This window comes from Mechercharimyces mesophilus, from assembly GCF_059818345.1.
Window position 1 is genome coordinate 1 of the sequence record NZ_JCBAPH010000009.1, and the last position, 21,807, is coordinate 21,807.

Consider the following 21,807-nt stretch of genomic DNA (forward strand, 5'->3'; position numbering starts at 1 on the left):
ACGAGGTTTCACGTGCCTCGCAGTACTCAGGGTCCGTCTCGGAGAGAAGAAGATTTTGGCTACGGGGTTCTTACCCACTATGACGGAGCGTTCCAGCTCACTTCGCCTACCCTCTTCCTTTCTGACTCCACATGAGACGCCCTACAACCCCAGAGATCAAAGATCCCTGGTTTGGGCTGTTCCCCGTTCGCTCGCCGCTACTGAGGGAATCGCGTTTGCTTTCCTTTCCTCGGGGTACTAAGATGTTTCAGTTCCCCCGGTCTGCCTCTATCCACCCTATGGATTCAGGTGGAAGTCCTAGCTGTTCAAAGCTAGGGGGTTTCCCCATTCGGAAATCCTCGGATCCACGCTTACTTACAGCTTCCCGAGGCATATCGGTGTTCGTCCCGTCCTTCATCGGCTCCTGGCGCCAAGGCATCCACCGTGTGCCCTTTTTCGCTTATCCTAAAAGGACTCTCGCTTTTCTTTACCGGTGTCTTGCTTGTACCCTTGACTTGATTGAAGTATTTACTTTTCAAGGTGCGAATCACTGCCACATCTTGTGGCGACAAGTAATACTATAGCATAGATTTATCAAGTCCTGCAAGACCTTTTTTTAGTGAAAACTCATGGTTGAATGCAGAAATGAATGGATTCATCGCTAGCGTTCTTACTTATATAGTAGATGCACCTTTTAAGGAGGGTATGCGCCGATTGGATACCTCAATTAAAAAGCCACTCTAGCAAGTGAAGAATTTCATATAAAAAGAGCCTATCGCACCTTTATAGCACGATAAGCTCTCTTTGTTTCACTTCTTACTTCTTTTCATCCAAGAAGGTTTCGTACAGGTCATCCATCATCAGGTTGGCTGCTTTATAGCCACCTGCGGTGTTCCACGTTACGTCATCTACTTCATAAACTTTGTCGTTCTTGACTGCTTCAAGGTTTTTCCACAGCGGATTGCTCATCCATTCATCTTTCGCTTTATCAACGGTTTCTTCTTCCCCTGGTACCGTGAAAGTAAGGACGAAGATGACATCGCCATCCATATCCGGAATACGCTCAGTGGTTACCTCATCATAGAACTGATCTGGTTTCTTATTTGATTGAGATTCAGGGCGAGCCAAACCTACTTCTTTAATAATAGAATCAGGGAACATGTTGTAAGAGATTCGAGTCGCACTTGGTAGGAAGCGAACGATGGAAACTTCTGTAGATAGATCTTCGCCCATCTTCTCTTTAAATGTAGCTACTCTCTCATTCCAATCATCCATTAACTTCGTAGCTTCGTCGCTTTTATTCAGTCCTTCTCCATACAACTTCACATTATCTTTCCATGTAACTCCCAGAAATTCGCTCATTACTGTGGGAGCAATTTGATCCAATTTGTCATAGATTTTTTCGTGACGAATCTTGGAACCAATGATAAGGTCCGGTTCAAGGGCTGCAATTTTCTCTAGGTTCGGTTGCAATTCATCGCCAACCACTTCAACACCTTCAAGGTCACCCTTTATGTAATCGAAGAAAGGATCTCCACTCCAAGATTGTACCGCTCCTACAGGAGTAACACCCAACGAAGTGACAATATCATTTCCTTCATTGGTTAACACGACTACCCGCTCAGGAGTTCCTTTGATTTCAGCTTCTCCCATAGCATGTTTCACAGTCCGAACTTCTTCACTTTTGCCTTCCTTATTTCCCTCTTTTGAACTAGTGTCCGCTTCGCTTCCCGTATTACAACCCGTTAAAACAAGGGCGAATGCCATCATAAGAGAAAAAAATGTATAAAATCGATTACTACGCTTCATCCGTTCTCCACCTCTAATTGATAAGGATTTTCATTGCCAATAGCACTATACAACGGATTGTCTCGTCCTGTCAACTAATTGATATTGATTCTCAATATTATTGACTTTTGAAAACCATTCTCATACAATGAAGGCGAAGCACACATAAAGGACGCCGATCATAATGAAACCGTTGCTCAATACTACATTATCAAAAGTCATAGGACTCTTCTTTAGTGCCCTATTAGTCATAATTTGCTTCATTCTCAGCTTAGCAGTCGGTCTTCAACACTACTCAGTACAAACGCTCACCGAAGCGCTTTCTTCTTTATACTATGAAATTCCAGCAACCAATCAGGATCACCTTATCATCCAGACGGCTCGCTTACCCCGTGCCGTTATCGGCCTCATCGTCGGGCTAAATATGGCCATTGCCGGAGCTTTTATGCAGGGGCTGACTCGCAATCCGCTTGCCTCTCCCGGTGTATTTGGAATCAATGGCGGAGCAGCTCTATTCGTCGTTATTGCTACTTCCTTTTTTTCTGTCAACTCCCTTTCCACTTACACCTGGATTGCCTTATTGGGGGCAGCTTGTAGCGGTCTTCTTGTTTACATACTTGGTTCAGCTGGGCGTGATGGGCTTACTCCAATGAAGCTCACCATCGCAGGCGCGGCCATCTCCGCTCTCTGCTTCACCCTCGTACAAGGCATCATGGCACTTAATGAGCGCGCACTGGAAGAGGTTTTAGCCTGGCTTGCTGGCTCAGTACAAGGAAGGGAATTGGATATGTTGTGGTCCGTCATTCCTTTTTTCCTATTGGCTTGGGGCTTAGCCTTCCTCATTGGACGGCCCATGACCACCTTGCTCATGGGGGAAGATACAGCAAAGGGATTGGGCATGCGCACAACATGGGTGAAGATGATCGCCTCCCTCGTCATTATCTTATTGGCGGGAGGTTCCGTTGCAATAGCGGGCCCTATCTCCTTAGTGGGACTCGTCATTCCTCATCTTGCCCGCTCTCTTGTTGGGATCGATTACCGCTGGCTTGTTCCCTATAGTGCCCTCCTCGGAGGAACGTTTCTCTTGCTGGCTGATATCGGGGCTCGTTTCATCGCCTATCCTGACGATATTCCCGTTGGGGTGATGACGGCTCTGATCGGGGCACCCTTTTTCATCTTGATCGCCAGAAGGGGCTTTACATCCACATGAAAAAAGAATTCTATATTCGAACTCGCGCTTATTCCACCACACTTCAAGTAAAGTCCATGTGGTACTCACTCATATTGGCACTGATTCTCTTATTCCTTTTCCTCTTGAGTGCAGGAACGGGTGACTATGCTATTTCACCCTTGCGTGTACTCCTGACTTTATTTGGTGCAGGGGAAGGACGTGAAGAGCTCATTATTTTCACTTTTCGTCTACCCCGCGCCTTGACCGCACTCATGGTAGGAATAGCCCTTGCTGTGGCCGGTAGCATTTTACAAAGTATCGTCCGCAATCCTCTAGCTTCTCCGGACATTATTGGTATTACAGGTGGAGCATCTGTGGGTGCGGTTGGATTTCTCGCTTTTTTCAGTAGCGTAAGTATTATATGGCAACCTCTGGCCGCTTTCCTCGGTGGGTTTGTCACCGCCTTTCTTATTTACCTATTTGCATGGAAAAAAGGTGTCTCACCTATACGACTCGTGTTAATTGGAATCGGGTTTAATGCCGCTGCGCAAGCACTCACCACCCTGCTTTTATTACAAAGTCCGATTTATACAGCCAGTCAAGCCACCGTGTGGCTAGCAGGTAGTGTCTATGCCAGCTCATGGGATACTGTCCTGACCTTAGCTCCGCTATTGTTCTTCTTTCTTGTGGTTACCTTGATCATGACCAGGCACCTCAATGTCCAACAGTTTGGGGCAGATGTGGCCAAAGGATTAGGCTCCGCTGTACAATGGCAGCAATTGATCCTGGTTATTGTAAGTGTTGCACTTGCCAGTGCAGCCGTTGGAGCAGCAGGTCCGATCGGATTTATTGGGCTAATGGCTCCTCATATCGCTCGCATGCTCGTCGGACCTTCATTCGGTGCACTTTTACCTGTTGCGGCCTTTACCGGTGGGATTCTCATGCTCACTGCTGATTTCATCGCACGAATCGCTTTCTCACCGCTAGATTTACCCGCAGGCATCTTTACCGCTATCTTAGGCGCTCCGTTTGTTATCTATCTACTCTATTACAACAGCCGTAAGGCTTAAGGAGGAGAACATCATGTACCGATCTGCCCTACATACCGAGAATCTTCATTTGGCCTATGGGACAACACCTGTCATAAAGGATTTAACCCTAACCATTCCCAAAGAAAAGATTAGTGTACTTGTTGGCAGTAACGGCTGTGGCAAGTCCACCCTGTTACGCTCCCTTGCCCGTCTCATGAAACCGGATAGCGGTAAAATCTTGTTAGATGGAAAGTCGATTCATCACCAATCCACCAAAAACTTAGCACAACAGCTAGCCATCTTACCCCAAGGTCCCATCGCTCCTGAGGGCATCACGGTACAACAACTTGTTAAGCAGGGCCGCTATCCTTACCAAAGCTGGCGTAAACAGTGGTCTAAGGAAGATGAAGAATGTGTCGCATGGGCCCTCCAAGTCACTCATATGGAAGAGCTTCAAGACCGAACAGTAGATGCACTCTCAGGGGGACAGAGGCAGCGGGCATGGATAGCGATGGTCCTCGCACAAGATACGGATACGATCTTGTTAGATGAACCTACGACCTATTTGGATATGGCTCATCAAATCGAAATCCTGGACTTATTGTTTGAGTTAAATGAAACAAAAAAGAAAACCATCGTCATGGTGTTGCATGATCTCAACTTATCTTGTCGCTATGCTGATTATATGATCGCAATCAAAGACCAGCAGGTATATGCCCAAGGACATCCAGAAGACATTGTGGATGAAGAGATGGTGAGAGCGGTCTTCCATATGCAATGCCAAATCACCTTTGACCCGCTCTTTGGCACACCCCTCTGTATCCCTTATGGAAAAGGACGCAACTTGCGCAGTACCCCACCCATAACAGCTGTAAGTGGGTCATGAAGGATATCTTTCTTAAGTGGAATCGTGTTTGAAGCAGTTCCTGCTCATGCTGAAGTCAAAGCAAAGCGCATACGTGAGCGTTTTATGGTCGAAATCACTGAAGAGAAAGCAACAGCTCCTACGCTGATTCGCTGTGTGATCATGCGTGATGGAGTTGTGCAATAACTTTTGGATGGTAAAAAGATGAAAGCTTCCTTCAACAATAAAGGGAGCTTTCATCTTTTTTGTTGCCCTGTAGCATTCCTTCATCCAGGGGGCACGATGAGACGATGCTCTTCCTTCGATATGGATACACAGTGGGACCGTTATGAATTCTCCAATAAGGTACATTCATCGATTCCCTACATATACATGAGTGGAGAGGAGGAATGCTTTTATGCTACTTCGATCCAATCAACTCCAGAACGGAGCATTTCAAAGTGGGAAATTGAAACATTGGCAATCAAAAAATGTAACTGTGCTTTCCCTACCTGATCAAGATGGAGTGACGACCCAATGTGCTTATTTTTATGGGAAAGTAGAAAGATCCTTCCTTTCGCAAGAGGTGCCTGTTAGCGAGGGAGAATGCTACCTCATTCTTGTGAAGATACCTAAGAGAAATCACCGATTACAATCAGTGATTCACATCCAATTTGATTTCCTAAATAACCGAGGTGAAAAGACTGCCACTGGAATCGATGAAGAGATCATCATGAGAGAACGATCATTTAGAGAAACGAACTCTTCTGAAATAGTTGAGAGTAGGAGTATTGTTGCTCCGAAGGGTTCTGTAAAAGGTCAGTTAACGATTTCTAAAGATGCTGAACATCAAGGAAATTTTATAATTGGTGAAATTATATGTCGCCCCTTGTATGAAAAAGAGCGGAACAGTCATCGAGGGGGAATAAAGAAAAACAAAATTTCACGGGAGTCAAAGACACAATCCTCTCCTCCGATTTCCACGAATAAACGTCTTCCTATGCAAACTACACCAACAGAAGGACCCCTACAGGCGACAGAAGCCCCTTCGGTTTCATTCGGACAGTCGCCAGACGCCACAACGAGTTCTTCACCCACCATCACGCTTAACCTACCGATGAGTTTTAACTGTCAAGAGGCCATTAGTGGAACAGTGACGACAGATGGAGAAACGCCTCCACCTGTCGGAACGCAAGTATGTCTTGTCAGTTCAGAGCCACGTGTCATCAGCTTTACACCCAATCCCGCCACTACTGACGAATCAGGTAACTATACAGCAACAATGAACGCTCTACCTTCCTTACCTACGGTTATTACGGTTACTGCTAGTACAGAGGTAGATAATATACCTTTGTCTACTACTCAGTTTACCACCGCAGCGTGCTCACCCGTATCCGAAACAATCTACATCACCAATTCCTTTTCAGCAAATGTGACTGCAGTTGATAGCGGTACAAATATGCCTATTGCAACGGTTCCCGCGCAAAGTAGTCCCTTTCGCGTAGCGGTAACGCCAGATGGACAATTTGCCTATATCGCAAATCTTAACAGTGCATCCGTTACGGTAATCTCTGTATCTGATCACTCATTTGTTACGAATGTGCCTGTAAGAGGGGGATCACAAAACTTGGTGATCACACCTGATAGTCAATTTGTATATGTCTACTGTATTGATGCAAGTGTTCTGTCTGTAATCCGTGTATCGGATAACATGGTGATCGATGAAATTCCTATCGGAAGTGGATCGCGTGGGAACACATTTAAAAATATAAACATCACCGCAGACGGGAAGTTTGTGTTGGTGACAAATACAGAAGATAATACAGTATCCATTATTTCTACCGAAACTAGAATAAGTGCTACTGTGAATGTAGCTACTACCCCCCTTTCGGTTGTAAGCTCTCCAGATAGCTCACTTGCTTATGTACAATCTACTGGTGGGAATACACTGACTGTCATTAGACTCTCCGATCAAATGGTCATCGATACCTTAGGTATCCATGTTGTTTCCCCTCAACTCTTAGCTATCTCTGCCGATGGGTCGTTTCTTTATGTTGCAGGTGGTTCTCAATTTGTTGCCGTGGTTCAAACATCGGATAACACTCAACGAGGTGTTATTGAGATTCCAATAGCGAGCCTCTCCCTCGATATCGTCGTCTCACCTACCTCTAATCTAGCATATGTCATTAGTAATCAAAACTTCATTGCTTTTCCCGCTCTTAATGTCTTAGATGGGCCGAATGTAACGCTCGTCCAACAGGTCAATCTTCCGGGTGATAGTCCTCAACAACTAGCAATTAATTCAGATGGAACACGGGTTTACGTGTCCAACGAAAACCCTGATGAAGTAGAGGTCTTACAAACCTCCGATAATACGGTTATTGCCACAGTGAGTTCAGGAGGAAATGGGGGCAAAGGAATAGCCGTTACCCCTTATGTCCTACAGGGCTAAACACTCCGGATACATAGATATAGGAGGAGTGTCTATTCACCCTTTTGATGGTGATTTGTGGCAGAGGCATCCCATAGTGAAAGTGGAACAGATTGAGGTCAAAGTCGCTGAAGTTGCTCTAGTCAGGCTGTTGTATAGTCTTCGTCCTTGTTTCGTCTGTTATACAGCATTCACATGGGACCTTTACATAATAAATATTTCGTATTATCATATTATTAACGTTTCATCTGCTGTGCTAACGCATTAGAAAAGAGGGTGGATATGGTTGAAAAAAGCATTCATGCTATATATGCGCATTCTTGATATTCAAATAATGTGTATCCTCTTGCTCGTCTCTCTTGCTTTTCTAGTCCCCCATTTTACCTACTGGCTCACTTGGGTGGTGTTGCTCGCGGGAATGGTGGCCTACTCGCTGAGCGAATACCTTATTCATCGCTTTCTCTTCCACTTACCTCCTCCCAAGAACCCATTGTTTCTAAAACTTTTGAAGCGCCTCCACTATGACCACCATGTAGAGCCCAATAATCTGCGATTGTTATTTCTTCCTCTATGGTATAGCCTCCCCTTGATCGGTCTTACTAGCCTTATTTTCTATCTCATTACCACCCACCTGATTCTAACTCTCGCTTTCACTACCGGAATCATCATTTTCCTACTTTATTATGAATGGGTTCACTTTATTGCTCACCGTCCTGTGCAACCCTTTACTCCATGGGGAAAATGGATGAAAAAGATGCATCTTTGGCACCACTTTAAAAATGAGAGGTATTGGTATGGGGTAACCAATCCGATGTATGATGTCTTATTAGGAACGTTTCGAGAAGAAAAACAAACGGAACGAAGTGCATCTGTGCGCAATTTAGAGAACAAGTAACCCCAAAAACACAGAGTCTCACTTTGCCCATAAGTTGATCCATACAAGTCAATCGTCCTAGCTTGTTTGCTCATATAGAAAGCTCCAATCAAACAATCAGAAAAGCGGAGGCTGTCTTCAGCGCCTCCGCTTTTTCAATACATCCCTCGTTAAAATGTTTTCGCTATTTCCTCCGCTTTCCTCACCGCTTGAGAGAGAATCTCATCTGCCTTGTCTGGCATCGCTGCCATTCCTTCTGCCGCAATGGATTGAAAATCCGAGACACCTACAAAATTCATGATTACACGAAGGTAACGTTCCGTAAATTGAATCTCAGCCATCGGACCTTCGGAGTACATGCCTCCTCTTGCTTCCAACAACATTACCTTTTTGTCACCAGCCAATCCTATCACTTCGCCAGTTTCTGAGTACTTAAATGTTTTCCCCGCTACAACGATGTTATCTATATAAGCCTTCAAAAGAGGAGGAAAGCTGAGGTTCCACATCGGAGCAGAGATGACAACTTTGTCTGCCTGAAGAAATTGGTTTAATAACTCTTCTTGACGTCCTACCTTTTCATTTTCTACTTTACTTAGTTCTTCTCCAGTTGCTGCTTTCCCCCAACCTGTTAACATGTCTCTATCCACAAAAGGAAGATTCGTTTGGTAAAGATCAAGGGTTTCCACTGTTGCTTGAGCATCTTGTTCCTGCAACGTATGAAGAAAGCTTTGAGCCAAACGGCTAGAGAAAGAAAGATCATCTGGTTTCGGATTTGCTTTTACATATAAGATACGGGTCATCTTAGACCACTCCTTGTCGATTATTTTATAGGGAATTGCTAATGAACTTTATCTTGAATTTGTATATCTTTAATTCAAGATTATTATACCGTCTCCTTGAATAAGCAGCAACCCCTTTTTTTAAAAAATTACCTTGTATCACCGAAAACGGGCACCGCTACGCTAAATCCATGTTTTATTCGTTTTTCTCGTTCATTTTCTAATCTCTCCTTATAATTCACAAATCCCCTGGGCTTATCCCCCCATCAATCCTCTTCTATAAAAAAATCGCCCCTACCCATTGGTGGAGCGACATTTTCTATGCAAAATGATCGAACTTAACTCTCTACACTTAATCCGTAACAATTTCCCAATTGCGATTTACCTCTGCTTTCACCGTTCCCCTCTTCATAATATAGTCTACGATCAGCTCTGACATTTCGGTTGGCACTTCACGAACAACGGGCTTCCCTTGGAACATGGTGTAGTTGCCACCACCACTTGCACGGTAGTTATTCATTACTACCTCATATTCCTCTTCCATCTTGAGTGGTTCTCCCTGATAGAACAACTTCGTCACCCTTTCACCCACCTGGCGCGATAGATCCACCAGGTACTCGATTCCATCCCACATATCGTAGTTATAGTGTTCCGGTTTGGGATGAAGGAATTTGGGGTTGACCTCAATTTTTTCTCCATTGTATGGAGCGAAATAGGAAGCCGATAATTCCAAGGCATCTTTGATATCCTTTCCCGTTAAACGGAGTACCTTTAAGGTATTGGGATAAATATAGTTCGCCACAATGTCGCGCATCGTCACTTCATTAGGGAAACCTGGCGCATAATTATCAAAAAGAGAGGTACTTGCAATCTCTGCACCCGATGCGTCCATCTGCACCTCATTGATAAACTGAATCATGGCATGCTTCTCCGTGCGAATCTGCATCGGATCGGTTACAAGCATGTCCCCTTCAATTCTGCCAATCGGTTGATCCAACCATGTTTGCGCCTCTCGTTCGTATGGATCAATCAAAGAAATGACCTCATCATCCGGCGTCACACCTTCAACCGATAATAGTTCCCCTTCCTTGTGCACTACTCTCCAACCCGATTCTTCTTTTTCTACTGTGACGGACACTTTGGCCAAAAAGCGACCATTATTACCTGGTTGCACAACCAAGACATCATTTAGGGTATGGGAGACCAAGTCCCGATGTTGATGTCCTGTTAATAGAACATCGATCCCTTCTACTTCTTGGCATATTTGATACCCTTGATTTTCACCTGTAAGCGGTTCTAGCGCTTCACCTGTGGTTAAATCTCGTTCTAATCCACCATGATACGAAACCACTACGAGATCCACTTGCTCTTCTCTTCGTAAATGAGTAACCCACTTTTTAGCTGACTTAAGAGCATCATCAAAGGCCATCTCTTCAATATGAGCGGGGTCTTCCCAGTTTGGAATGTAGTGGGTCGTAAGCCCTAGCACACCGATACGGATCCCTTCAGCAGTCTCTTTAATAAGATAGGGTTTACCATAAAGAGGTGTTCCTTTTTCACGATCCAAAACATTCGCTGAGAGCCACGGGAAGGAGGAATCCTGAACCACTTGATCTAAGATGCCCTTACCATAGTTAAACTCATGATTCCCGAGCACAGCCATATCATAGCCAAGAGAATTTAAAATCTTGACCATGGGATTCATTTTCTCTGGTTCCACCCGCGCACAATAGTAGGCTAGTGGAGAGCCTTGAATAATATCTCCATTATCAATAAGAATCGTATGATCCGAGTTTTTCGCCCGTTCTTCCTTGATCAACGTAGCTACTTTGGCAATGCCTACTTCCATCGCTTGGTTCAAACCATAATGAAGAGGCAACACATGCCCATGAACATCGCTTGTTTCTAAAATTGTTATCGTTTTTTGTTGCATTTTTTGTTTGATCACCTTTCTATCTTACCTTCATTGTCAGTCAATCTGTCCTCTATCCTACCACAATTATGGAGCTAAAACGCTACTGTGGACACCAATTGGAAACAAATAATCGTAATTATTTATATGATATTTACACACAAAAGTGCAGAATGTGATATATTGTTTATGGAATTCGTATTCACTATGATAAATGGGGGTTTTATCATGTTCAAACGACTCATGGGTGTCGGGCTTTCCGTCGTACTCGCCGGAAGCCTTCTCGCAGGTTGTGGCGAAGACAACGCTGCTGATAGTGGTAAGTCAGGAGAAGAAGCATATGTACCTGAAAAGCTAACGGTACAATTTGTTCCTTCACAAAATGTTGGTGACTTTGAATCGAAAGCAAAGCCATTGGAAGACTTATTGTCTGAGCGTCTCGATGGCATCGATGTTGAAGTAAGTGTGGCTACAAGCTACAATACGGTGGTTGAAGCTATGGATGCTGGAAAAGTAGATATTGGCTTCTTAAACCCTACCAACTATGTTAGCTCTAAAGATAAAAATGGAGAGCTTCTCCTGCAAGCACAACGCTATGGTGTCAATGAAGAAGACGGTACATCAACTGAAGAATTAGTAGACTACTACTACTCATATATTATTGCTAAGAAGGATTCCGATATCGAATCCATTGAAGACCTCAAAGGAAAAACCGTTGCTGTACAAGATGTAACATCGGACGCTGGCTATGTATTCCCAATCGTAGAGATGGAAGAAGCGGGCGTAGCACTTGGAGATGTTCAAACGAAGAACCTTAAGGGACATGGACAAGCCGTAACAGCCGTCTTAAATGGTAGTGTAGACGCAGCAGCCATCTTTGGAGATGCTCGTGTTATTGTCCAAGGCGACTATCCTAAAGTATTTGAAGAAACAAAGATCATTCATAAATCAGCAAAAATCCCAAATGATACCATTACTGTTCGTGCCGATATGTCGGATGAATGGAAACAGAAAGTTCAAGATGCATTCATTGATATCATGAAAGACGAAGCAGGCCGTAAAAAAATCGCAGAAATCTATAGTCACCAAGGGTACACTCCTGGAGATGCAAGTGCCTTTGACGTGATTGAAGAGTACCGGGAGAAAATAGGTCAGTAATTCGTTATTTGTTGTTTCCTCATGGCCGTTCTTCGTATGAACGGCCTTTTTCTGTCTATCTTGTAAAACTTTTTGAAGAAGGTTGGAAAACAATGATTGAAATCAAAGAGGTATCCAAAGTATATCCCAATGGAACGGTGGGTCTGAACAAGATTAATACCACCATTAATCAGGGGGATTTTGTTGTTATCGTTGGTCGTTCTGGAGCAGGAAAATCTACACTCTTGCGTTCTATCAACCGTCTACACGAGATTACTGACGGAGAGATTGTCATCAATGGCAAATCGATTACTGGTGCATCCGGCCAAGAACTCCGCATGATTCGTCGCGATATCGGAATGATCTTTCAAACGTTTAATCTGATTAAACGAACCACTGTCCTGAAAAACATTCTCTCTGGACGGGTCGCCTATTATTCTACCCTCCGCACCTTATTTGGTTTGTGGCCTAAAAAAGATATTGAATTGGCTCACCAAGCACTAGAGCGTGTGGGAATACCGGACAAGGCACATACCCGAGCAGATGAACTTTCTGGAGGACAACAGCAACGGGTATCCATTGCACGTGCCTTAGCACAAGAAGCAAAAATCATCTTGGCTGACGAGCCTGTCGCTTCCTTGGACCCTCTTACTACCCGTCAAGTAATGGACGACTTGCGCCGTATTAATCAGGAGCTCGGAATTACCATGGTGGTAAACCTTCACTTTATTGATATTGCACGTGAATATGCTACACGCATCATTGGTTTACGCGACGGAGAAATGGTCTTTGACGGTCCAGTAGCAGAAGCAACCGATGAGAAATTCTCCGAAATTTACGGGCGTGAAATCAAAAACGATGAATTGTTAGGAGATTAAGTGGTATGAATGAAAACAGCTTATTCTCACCTGCCAAAACCAAGTCACTCTTAACCTGGCTCTTCCTTATCCTCCTTCTTTGGATAAGTGCCTACCATACTGATGCTTCTTTCGAAGAATTACTAGCCGGTCTACCAGAGATGGGCGAGCTCATCGTAGAGATGTTCCCTCCAGACTGGGGATATTTTAGTGTCATCTTGGAACCGATGCTCGAAACCGTTCGGATGGCTCTATTAGGTGCGACATTTGGTGCTATCATTGCGATTCCTCTCTCATTAATGTCGGCTTCCAATGTATTCCCATCCGCTTGGATCTATCAAACCGCTCGCTTTATATTAAACGTATTGCGGTCCATTCCTGATTTATTGCTCGCTCTTATTTTTGCTACGATATTTGGACTAGGAATTATTCCAGGGATCTTAGCATTAACCGTCTTCTCACTCGGAATTATAGCGAAGCTAAACTATGAATTTATCGAAACCATTGACCCAGGGCCAATGGAAGCCATGACGGCTGTCGGAGCCAATAAGATACAATGGATATTTTTCGGAGTCATTCCCCAAATCGCAGCCCAATACGCTGCTTACTTCTTATATACTTTTGAAATTAATGTTCGCGCTGCAGTTATCCTCGGTTTTGTTGGTGCCGGTGGGATCGGAAGATACTATGAAGAAGCGTTAGGGCTTTACCAATATCCAAAAGCGACTTCGATTATATTACTCACCTTGGTCGTCGTCATGATTATTGACTTCATCACCAAAAAAATTCGGGAGAAATTGCTATGAGTGTGCATACAAAACAAAAGCGAAACTGGCGTAAATGGATCATTACTCTCCTCATTATCGGGGTTTATATCTGGGCCTTTGCCGGGATGCCGTCTATCGAGATAAAATCTACCACGAAACAAATCCTCGGTTCGATGGTTGATGGCTTGTTCCACCCTGATTGGGATTATGTCTATGACCCTGAGGGAGAAGACCTCCTGCGGCAACTACTAGAAACACTCGCCATTGCTTTTCTTGGGACAATTGTCTCCGTGGTCCTTTGTCTTCCTTTCGCTTTCTGGGCAGCGAGAAACCTAAGTCGATTCCGGTTTATCTCTGAGTCTGGAACCTTCATTCTCAGTGTCATTCGCACCATCCCTGAGATTGTCATGGCTTTGATCTTTATTCGAGCTGTCGGCCCTGGTGCCTTTGCCGGTGTTCTCGCACTTGGTGTTCACTCGATTGGTATGTTAGGGAAGCTGTATTCGGAAGCCATTGAAACCATTGATGATGGCCCTATGGAAGCACTTCTGGCATCAGGTGCGAACAAAATGCAGGTATTGTGGTTTGCCGTCATTCCACAGGTCATTCCTTCTTTTATCTCTTATACCCTCTATCGATTTGAAATTAACCTCCGTTCTGCTACCATTCTAGGGATTATTGGTGCCGGCGGAATCGGTGCTCCACTCCTCTTTGCATTGGACTCCTATCAATGGGAGCGTGTGGGTATTATTCTATTAGGGATTATCATTATGGTCATGATCGTAGACTTTATCTCTAGTTATATCCGTAAGAAAATTGTCTAAGGATATTGGGCATTATGGTCTACCAAAAAAAGAAAGGCTGATAGCCAGAGAGCCCTGTTCTCTCTTCTATCAGCCTTTTTTATGAGCCATGCAAAAAGGCTCCACTTCGAATAACGAAGCTGAAAGGGATCACTAAGTCCATTTTGTAAGCAGTCAGCTCCCTTATCACTCACTCACTTTGAACCTCTTAGATGACTCCTCTCGTCCAGATAAAAGGCCTTTCACAGGATAGGTAATGAGCGGTAACTGCCTTTAGAGAAGACAACTTTTCACTCCACAAAGAAAGAAGAGTACAGCACCGCGCGGTACCATACTCTCCACTACAATCATTTCGATCTTTTCTTCTCTGTTTGTTACTTGCTACGGCTATCCACAATCGCATCGATTAGCAGGTTCATGTCATCCTTCACTGCTTGTTCCGAGCGCGATTTGTCTACTTGCTCCGTGATACATTTGAGCGTAGCGATACCCGCTTTATCAAAGCTCTTCGCAATTCTAGCATTCCCGCGCTCACGGTAATGATCCGCTCTCTCAAAGTAATAATCAACTGCATTTGCTTTTACGCTCACCAATCGATCTACAATTTTAGGTTCAATCTCAGAGCGTTTAATCAAGGATTTGAGGTTATCGATATTCGCCGTTACTACAGATACCGTCAATTCCTTCGTTTCTTCTACATTGCCCGCCTCGTCGATGGCGCGATATTGTAACTTATGGTCGCCGTCGCTCGTCAAGAGAATGCCTTCCGTATATTGCTTCCATTCTCCCTCTGTGGAGGTACGGTACTCAATCTTAGCAACGCCTGTTTCGCTATCTTCTGCGGTCAGTGCAACCGTTGCTTGATTGAGATAAGCACCATCAGAGAACGTGTCACCCGCTACTTCTACCGATGACTCAGGAGCAGTCATATCTGCTACTGCAAAGTCATCCATCGAACGTGGTTTCAATTGATAGGTTCCCTTGAAGATGGAGGAAACTCCTGTTACGTGAATGTTTTTCTCACCATATTGGGAAACAAATTCATCGTAGCTGATACCTGTACGACCATCTACCCGTACTTGAGTTTGCTGTTCACCCGCCACAGCGACAAATTCAAAAGAACCGGAGGAGGAAGGTTCACCAATGGACTCTACGCTTACATTTTCCAAACGAATGATCTGTCCTTGGTTGCTATCCTCTACCGTCGTTGCTACCTGAGCTGCTGGTAACTCAGCGGTACCCACCTTCTCGATCGAAACCACATTGGTCAGTTCCAATTCGGTATTATAGATCACCAAAGGAGCACTAATCCGTACTTTATCTCCCGCTTCAAAGCCACTTTCTTGCTGATAAACATAGATACCTGCCGTATCATCTTGAAGATAGAACCCTTTACCACCAAATGCTCCTGGCGTTGTGGTAATCACACCTTCCACTGTTACCAATGAGTTCTCATCTTGAGAGCGTGCATCCGCAATGGTGCTAAGCTCAGGCATCTCCACTTCATCTTCTGGTAATTCTTCTGCTGACACGTTATCAATACTGACTGACTGTGTTAAAAGCTTGCTGGAACCTTGGCGAAGACGTAAGCTGGCTTCTCCTACGGTACCTTCTTTGATTTGTACAGTAACATCTTTGGTTGCACGACCAAATTGGTCTGCGGTAACAGAGAAGTTGCCACCATAACCGTAATTATCTGGCCAGGAACCATCCTCGTTTTGCACCTTCGCTACTTGTGTACCACCCGCTACATAAATGCCAAGATTAAAGTCAGATACCGTTGATCCAGGTACAAGATTTTCGATAATCACACGGATCTGGAATTCTTCCGCATTGGGTAGAACATCTTGGTGTAAAAATGAGTAGGCCGGATTTTGCGGAACTTCTTCGGAAGATCCATAAGCGCCTGCTTGGAAAGTCGACATATCCCACCAGTTGTATCCTGGTTCTGGATCGGACCAAGGTTCCGGCTCCGGTTCGGTCGATGTTGCTGGATCTTCTATACTCAACTGCGGAGTTGGTTCATCCAATTCCAATCCGTCCACTTGCTCGAAGTTAGTATAATCTTCTTGATCAGCTAGCCAATTGATTGTATTCACTAAGAATGTTGCATCATCTACTTCTTTAAACCCATCATACGTTTTCTTCGATTTTCCCGTATCTTCACGCATGTATTTCGGGCTAGCATCCTCTACAGGGGAAGAGTCACCAATGAAAGCCGCCTTGCCTTTTCCTAACTTGGAGATGGCCGCATAAGGTCCTTCCTCTACTCCACCACCGGCATATACTCCCTGATCCACTGCATAAGGCCATGCAGCGTCGGTTTCAGGAAGGTAAACCAATCCTTTTGCCTTCGTTGGATCCGTAATCATTAGAGTAGATCCTGCATGCATCGCTACCGTCTCTACTCCCTCAGTGATCCCAAAGGACTGTTCTGGATCTACAATGATATTGGCTCCAACATCTCCGATCGCATTGTAGCGGAAACGAATACCGAAATGGGACTCTAACCAATCCGTACTGGTAATATTTTGCATTGCCTCCGAATTGGCTTCTGCGTCACTCATCCCTTTGGATGGATCTTCAAAAGCTCCACGGCGATAACCGTTAAAGATCTCGGAAGAATCCCACCGATTTTTATTGCGGTCTGCATTATAGTGGTCGGAAACAAAGAAAATGCTCCCGCCTTGTTCAACATATTGAATAAGTGCGTCTTGTTCCGAAGTCTTATAGGGAATATTGGCTTCGGGCATTACGAACACATCGTAATCTTTCAAGTCTTCAAAGGTAATCGGTGTTGTTTTACGCAATTCCTTCACGTAAAAACCGTCTTCTGCTATACCATTAGCAAAATCCGAAAAAGCACCATCAATGACCCAATCAGCCGCACCAGCGGTTTGACCATGAGTGTTATCAAATAGTACTTTCTTGCCTGCATTCTCATTCTCCACTTTGGGTTGAATTTCAGGTGCAGGATCGGTTGGTCCTTCTGCAAACGATTGCTGGGATGGGATAAGCATCGCCCCCTGCAAAATAAGTGCAAAAGCCAACAGCACTTTTAGCCATACATGTTGAAAACGCAAGAACAGGCACCTCCATGATGTCTATCAATCTATGATGAGCTACAATCTCACCTCTTCTATTTTATCATGGAAGCATGAAAATGGGATACTTTTTTTCAGTAAAAATGATCCTATTTTAACCTTAACAACACAATAATGATATTCCGTTCATAAATATGTTCTAATATCATGGCACATTCATCCAATGTGTGGTAGTAAAAAAATGACTCTAGACCACTGAAATGGTAAGAGTCATTTCGAACTTTCTTATCAGCTATTAAAACTTGTTTTTCCTATTCCCATTTTCCTAAAGCTAGCAGCTCTTTTCTCAATTGACAGTAATAGATTGCGTATCGATCGCCTCACCATCGTGGCGCAAGCGTAGATATGCCTCTCCCGTTGTACCCCGCTTGATCCAAACGGTAAGTTCCTTCGAAGCATAACCACTATCATCCACAGTTAGAGAGAAGTCGTCACTATACCCGTAACTCCATGGCCAAGAACCGAAAGCGTCCTGGAAAAGGCCCACCTGAGTACCGCCTGCCTGATAGATTCCCACATCCAATCCAGAAATCGTCGAGCCAGGTGTTGCATTCTTCACTTCCAGTCGAATCTGAAAGATATTTGCGTCCCATATGGTACTAGGGAGGTCAAATGTATAGCTAAGTTCACCCAGTGACTCTACAGACACATTATCAATCGTCACCGCTTCTGATAGCAGATTGCTTCCTCCATGTCTGAGACGCATGTTGGCTTCACCAACTGTATTTTCCTTGATACTCACTGTTAGATCTTTTGTTGCCGTGCCGTCTTCATTAGCTGTCACAGAAAATTTCTCGCTATATCCATATTGATTTGGCCAAGAACCATCTTGATTTTGTACTTTGGCTACTTGAGTTCCGCCCGCTGTATAGATTCCCAAGTCCAGCTCTGATAAGGTCGTCCCTGGATCAAGATCGCTCACTTTCACCTGAATTTGAAACTCTTCCGCATTCGGTAGTGTCTCTTGGTGGATCAATTCATAGACAGGATTACCTTCACTGGAGCTACCACCCTCCGTTGCACCGAAAGATCCCGATTGAAAGGTAGAAGCGTCCCACCAATGATAACCAGCAGATGGATCTGCCCATGGCTCACTCTCTGGTTCTGTAGATGCCGCAGGAGATTCAAATGAGAGCAGAGGAGTCGGATCATCCAGCTCTAAACCCGAGACTTGATCCAGGCTCTCATAATCTTCTTGATTGGCGAGCCAGTTGATCATATTAACAAGCAGGGTAGCATCATCGACTTCCTTGTATCCATCGTAAGTCTTCTTTGTCTGCCCTGTTTCTTCTTTAGCATACTTTGGAGTAGCATCCTCCACAGGAGACGAATCACCAATAAAAGCCGCTTTCCCTTTGCCTAGTTTGGATACCGCCGCATAAGGTCCTTCCTCGATTCCCCCTCCTGCGTACACTCCTTGATCAACAGCATGTGGCCACGCATTGGTCGTTTGGGGTAAATAGACAATCCCCTTCGCTTTTGTCCCATCTGTAATAGCCAGTGTGGAACCCGCATGCATGGCGACACTATTTACTCCTTCAGTAATACCAAATGATTGATCAGGTTCAACAATCATACTCGCCGTTACGTCACCCAAGGCATTGTAGCGAAAGCGAATTCCAAAATTGTCTTCCAACCAGTCCGTACTCGTCACACTTTTCATTGCTTCGGAATTAGCTTCCGCTGAGCTCATTCCTTTTGTCGGGTTACCGTATGCTCCTCTCCGGTATCCATTGAACACTTCGGAAGAATCCCAACGATTTTTGTTGCGGTCAGCGTTGTAATGGTCAGCAACGAAGAAAAGGCTCCCACCATTTTCTACATACTGAATCAACGCTGATTGTTCAGAAGTTTTGTAAGGGATATTCGCTTCAGGCAAAATAAATACATCATAATCAGCCAAATCAGCATACGTTAGAGGGCTATCTTTACGTAGCTCCTTGACATAAAATCCATCATCGGCAAGGCCATTTGCAAAGTCTGAAAAAGCACCATCAATCACCCAATCAGCTGAACCAGCGGTTTGGCCATGTGTATTATCGAATAAAACCTTTTTGCCTGCATTCTCATTGGTTACAGTAGGTTGAATTTCCGGGGCAGGATCTGTTGGACCCTCTGCATATGTATCCTGGTATGAGGGAATAACGAATCCCTGCATAATCATTGCAAGAGCCACTAAAACGGTCAAAAAAGCATGCTTCATTCTCAAACCATTGCACCTCCATTGAAATTTTCACTAGAATCATTTTCACTAGATTCATCAATTAAGACATATTAATGAATAAGACATACCTATTCTACATCATTCGACATCTATTTTGATATACTTTTTTAGAAAAAATGATGTTAAGGTTATATTTTTATGAGATTCATCCATCATAATAAACTATTCATAGAATATATTGGTTGAAATCTAGTATCACTAATCAATTTAAGTGAAAAACGATGATCATCAAAAATGGGTTAAGAAGGATATCAGTGGCAAAAGAGATTGGAAATAACATACTGACACTCTAATTCATTCTGAACTCAGCCTATAGAAAAACACAAAAAAAAGAGTCCTGTAAAGGACTCTTTACAGAGTGTGGAGAAACCCAGTATATTTTTCTCCACACTCTTTTTTATGAGATTAGCGTGCAAGAAATCGGGACAAAGTCATCGTCAAAAAGTCTTCCCAACCACCTAGCCACATTTGGCTAGGTGGTTGGCAATCTTCTTGATGTTTTGTGCAGTGGCCGTCATCAGTACCTGTTCCTGCACGTTTTCTCGTCCCCTTAACCGGCAGTAGCGAAGCCCATGCAGTTCTTTTCCGTCTGCAAAGCTTCGCTCAATGGTTTCTTTTCGTTTTTTGTAAAGAACTTTCCCTTCGGGAGACAATCGGTTCTCTCTTACTTTTTCCTTATGATCTTCCCATACGTGCCTCGTAAGGGTTTTTTGATGGTTTTTCGAACGGGTACATTTTTCAAGTAACGGACACTCGCTGCATCTTGCTGGATCCGACTTGTAGTGTCGATGCCCTTGACGATCTGTTGTCCTGTAGGTCAAGGTGGCTCCATTCGGACAAAGATAGGTATTGGCTTCGGGATCATAATGAAATTTCCATTTGGGCATCAAGCCTTTGGAGGACTGGTAACGCCGATGTCCAATGACACCAAAAATCTGACGATCACTTAAACCTTTGCATAGAGGAATGGTTAAATACCCAGCATCTAATGCTACGGCTTCCACTTCAAATTGAAACCGGTCTACCTGTCGGTCGAAACGGTCAAGATAGGGAACCGAATCATGAACGTTCCCCGCAGTCACATGGACATCCGTAATGATGTTATATTTCATGTCCGTTGTCCGATGATCGAGATAAAAAAACCCTTCGGGCTTCCCCTCTCGATACATGTATCCACTGTCAGGATCGGTGGTACTCACCTTGATTTCCTTCGTTTCTTTCACCTCCTCTTTTTCTTTGAGCGGCTTTTTTCCCTGCTCTCTCCGATCCGCCTCCACTGCCTCATTCAATGCCTCGAGGTAAGATCGTGTTTGCCCTTCTACCGTTTCTTTTTCAAACTTGCGTTTGTTGGCATTCGCCTTTAGATGAGTCGAATCGGTTAGGAGTACCCGTCCTCCTACCATGCGATGTTCCATCGCCTGAAGAACGATCTCATCGAAGACCTCTTGAAAGATGGAGGTCCCTTTAAAACGAGTCCGTCGATTCCAGCTGATGGTGGAGTGATCGGGAACCGGGTCCGTTAAGTTGAGTCCCAAGAACCAGCGATAGGAGACATTCACACGAACCTCCCTTTCCAGTTGACGTTCGGAACGAATACCATACAAATAACCAACGAACATCATCTTAAAGAGCACCACCGGATCGATGGAAGGACGACCGTTGTTCTCGCAGTAGAGCCCCCGAACTTTCTCGGTAATGAAAGAAAAGTCAACATACTGATCCACCTTACGTAAGAGGTGATCCTCAGGAACCAGCTCTTCAATGCAGACGAATTCCATCTCACTTTGTTTCTGTTTATTTGAACGTAACATCTTGATCGCCCTCCTCTTCTCTATTTCTATATTAATCCACTAAGGACAAACAGAAAAGAGTAAAAAAACAAGCTGTCGAGACTTTCTCGACAGCCTGAAAAGAGTCCTGTAAAGGACTCTTTAATATTATTCCTTGAAAACCAAAGAGCGATTTCTAGACCCAAGCCGCAAATCTTGCGTTCGTTTTTATGCTCCGTAGAGCTCCGTAGAAAGGAGGTGATCCATCCCCACCTTCCGGTAGGGATACCTTGTTACGACTTCACCCCAATCATCTGCCCCACCTTCGGCGGCTGGT

16 protein-coding genes and 2 rRNA genes are annotated in these 21,807 nt (G+C 44.3%); 10 read left to right on the plus strand and 8 right to left on the minus strand.

The window, feature by feature from the left end:
* Together AC6RGY_RS16105 and AC6RGY_RS16110 are read right to left on the minus strand one after the other, a co-directional pair.
* Positions 1–445 (minus strand): 23S ribosomal RNA (locus AC6RGY_RS16105); the annotation flags it as partial.
* A gap of 350 nt (positions 446–795) precedes the next feature.
* A complete protein-coding gene (locus AC6RGY_RS16110) occupies positions 796–1,788 on the minus strand; it encodes an ABC transporter substrate-binding protein (RefSeq protein WP_499864764.1) in 993 nt (330 codons plus the stop codon).
* A 163-nt stretch (positions 1,789–1,951) separates the two neighbouring features.
* On the opposite strand from AC6RGY_RS16110, the gene AC6RGY_RS16115 reads away from it, so the two are divergent.
* The 6 genes from AC6RGY_RS16115 (at position 1,952) to AC6RGY_RS16140 (ending at position 8,139) form a co-directional block, all read left to right on the plus strand.
* Positions 1,952–2,977, plus strand: coding sequence for a FecCD family ABC transporter permease (locus tag AC6RGY_RS16115; RefSeq protein ID WP_499864767.1), 1,026 nt, complete (start codon positions 1,952–1,954; stop codon positions 2,975–2,977).
* Positions 2,974–4,008 carry a FecCD family ABC transporter permease gene (locus AC6RGY_RS16120; RefSeq protein WP_499864769.1) on the plus strand — a complete coding sequence of 345 codons (1,035 nt, stop codon included), beginning with the start codon at positions 2,974–2,976 and terminating at the stop codon, positions 4,006–4,008. Before AC6RGY_RS16115 ends, AC6RGY_RS16120 begins: the two co-directional genes overlap by 4 nt.
* A gap of 13 nt (positions 4,009–4,021) precedes the next feature.
* Entirely contained in the window at positions 4,022–4,855 is an 834-nt protein-coding gene (locus AC6RGY_RS16125; RefSeq protein WP_499864771.1) for an ABC transporter ATP-binding protein, read from the plus strand.
* A 24-nt stretch (positions 4,856–4,879) separates the two neighbouring features.
* The gene (locus tag AC6RGY_RS16130) at positions 4,880–5,020 is read left to right on the plus strand and encodes a hypothetical protein (RefSeq protein WP_499864773.1); all 141 of its coding nucleotides are present in this window, start codon (positions 4,880–4,882) and stop codon (positions 5,018–5,020) included.
* 211 nt (positions 5,021–5,231) lie between these two features.
* The gene (locus AC6RGY_RS16135) at positions 5,232–7,265 is read left to right on the plus strand and encodes a hypothetical protein (RefSeq protein WP_499864775.1); all 2,034 of its coding nucleotides are present in this window, start codon (positions 5,232–5,234) and stop codon (positions 7,263–7,265) included.
* A 280-nt stretch (positions 7,266–7,545) separates the two neighbouring features.
* On the plus strand, positions 7,546–8,139 hold the full coding sequence (locus AC6RGY_RS16140) for a sterol desaturase family protein (RefSeq protein ID WP_499864797.1): 594 nt from the start codon (positions 7,546–7,548) through the stop codon (positions 8,137–8,139).
* Positions 8,140–8,288: 149 nt separating this feature from the next.
* Here the strand turns inward: AC6RGY_RS16140 and AC6RGY_RS16145 are convergent, their stop codons facing one another.
* Entirely contained in the window at positions 8,289–8,918 is a 630-nt protein-coding gene (locus tag AC6RGY_RS16145) for an FMN-dependent NADH-azoreductase (protein WP_499864777.1), read from the minus strand.
* Between the two features lie 331 nt (positions 8,919–9,249).
* Positions 9,250–10,830 (minus strand): bifunctional metallophosphatase/5'-nucleotidase, encoded by a 1,581-nt coding sequence (locus AC6RGY_RS16150; protein ID WP_499864780.1) that lies wholly within the window; start codon positions 10,828–10,830, stop codon positions 9,250–9,252.
* A gap of 207 nt (positions 10,831–11,037) precedes the next feature.
* On the opposite strand from AC6RGY_RS16150, the gene AC6RGY_RS16155 reads away from it, so the two are divergent.
* From AC6RGY_RS16155 to phnE (AC6RGY_RS16170), 4 genes are all read left to right on the plus strand, one after another.
* On the plus strand, positions 11,038–11,967 hold the full coding sequence (locus tag AC6RGY_RS16155; protein ID WP_499864782.1) for a phosphate/phosphite/phosphonate ABC transporter substrate-binding protein: 930 nt from the start codon (positions 11,038–11,040) through the stop codon (positions 11,965–11,967).
* A gap of 92 nt (positions 11,968–12,059) precedes the next feature.
* Entirely contained in the window at positions 12,060–12,824 is a 765-nt protein-coding gene (phnC, locus tag AC6RGY_RS16160; RefSeq protein WP_499864785.1) for a phosphonate ABC transporter ATP-binding protein, read from the plus strand.
* 5 nt (positions 12,825–12,829) lie between these two features.
* Entirely contained in the window at positions 12,830–13,609 is a 780-nt protein-coding gene (phnE, locus tag AC6RGY_RS16165; RefSeq protein WP_499864787.1) for a phosphonate ABC transporter, permease protein PhnE, read from the plus strand.
* Positions 13,606–14,394 carry a phosphonate ABC transporter, permease protein PhnE gene (gene phnE, locus AC6RGY_RS16170; RefSeq protein ID WP_499864789.1) on the plus strand — a complete coding sequence of 263 codons (789 nt, stop codon included), beginning with the start codon at positions 13,606–13,608 and terminating at the stop codon, positions 14,392–14,394. Before phnE (AC6RGY_RS16165) ends, phnE (AC6RGY_RS16170) begins: the two co-directional genes overlap by 4 nt.
* Before the next feature lie 353 nt (positions 14,395–14,747).
* Here phnE (AC6RGY_RS16170) and AC6RGY_RS16175 read toward each other — a convergent pair whose 3' ends face one another.
* From AC6RGY_RS16175 to AC6RGY_RS16190, 4 genes are all read right to left on the minus strand, one after another.
* Positions 14,748–17,456 carry an OmpL47-type beta-barrel domain-containing protein gene (locus AC6RGY_RS16175; RefSeq protein ID WP_499864791.1) on the minus strand — a complete coding sequence of 903 codons (2,709 nt, stop codon included), beginning with the start codon at positions 17,454–17,456 and terminating at the stop codon, positions 14,748–14,750.
* A 307-nt stretch (positions 17,457–17,763) separates the two neighbouring features.
* Positions 17,764–19,686: a DNA-binding protein gene (locus AC6RGY_RS16180; protein WP_499864794.1), complete on the minus strand. Its 1,923-nt coding sequence runs from the start codon at positions 19,684–19,686 to the stop codon at positions 17,764–17,766.
* A gap of 473 nt (positions 19,687–20,159) precedes the next feature.
* On the minus strand, positions 20,160–21,512 hold the full coding sequence (locus tag AC6RGY_RS16185) for an IS1182 family transposase (RefSeq protein ID WP_499864795.1): 1,353 nt from the start codon (positions 21,510–21,512) through the stop codon (positions 20,160–20,162).
* A 209-nt stretch (positions 21,513–21,721) separates the two neighbouring features.
* Positions 21,722–21,807, minus strand: a 16S ribosomal RNA gene (locus tag AC6RGY_RS16190); the annotation flags it as partial.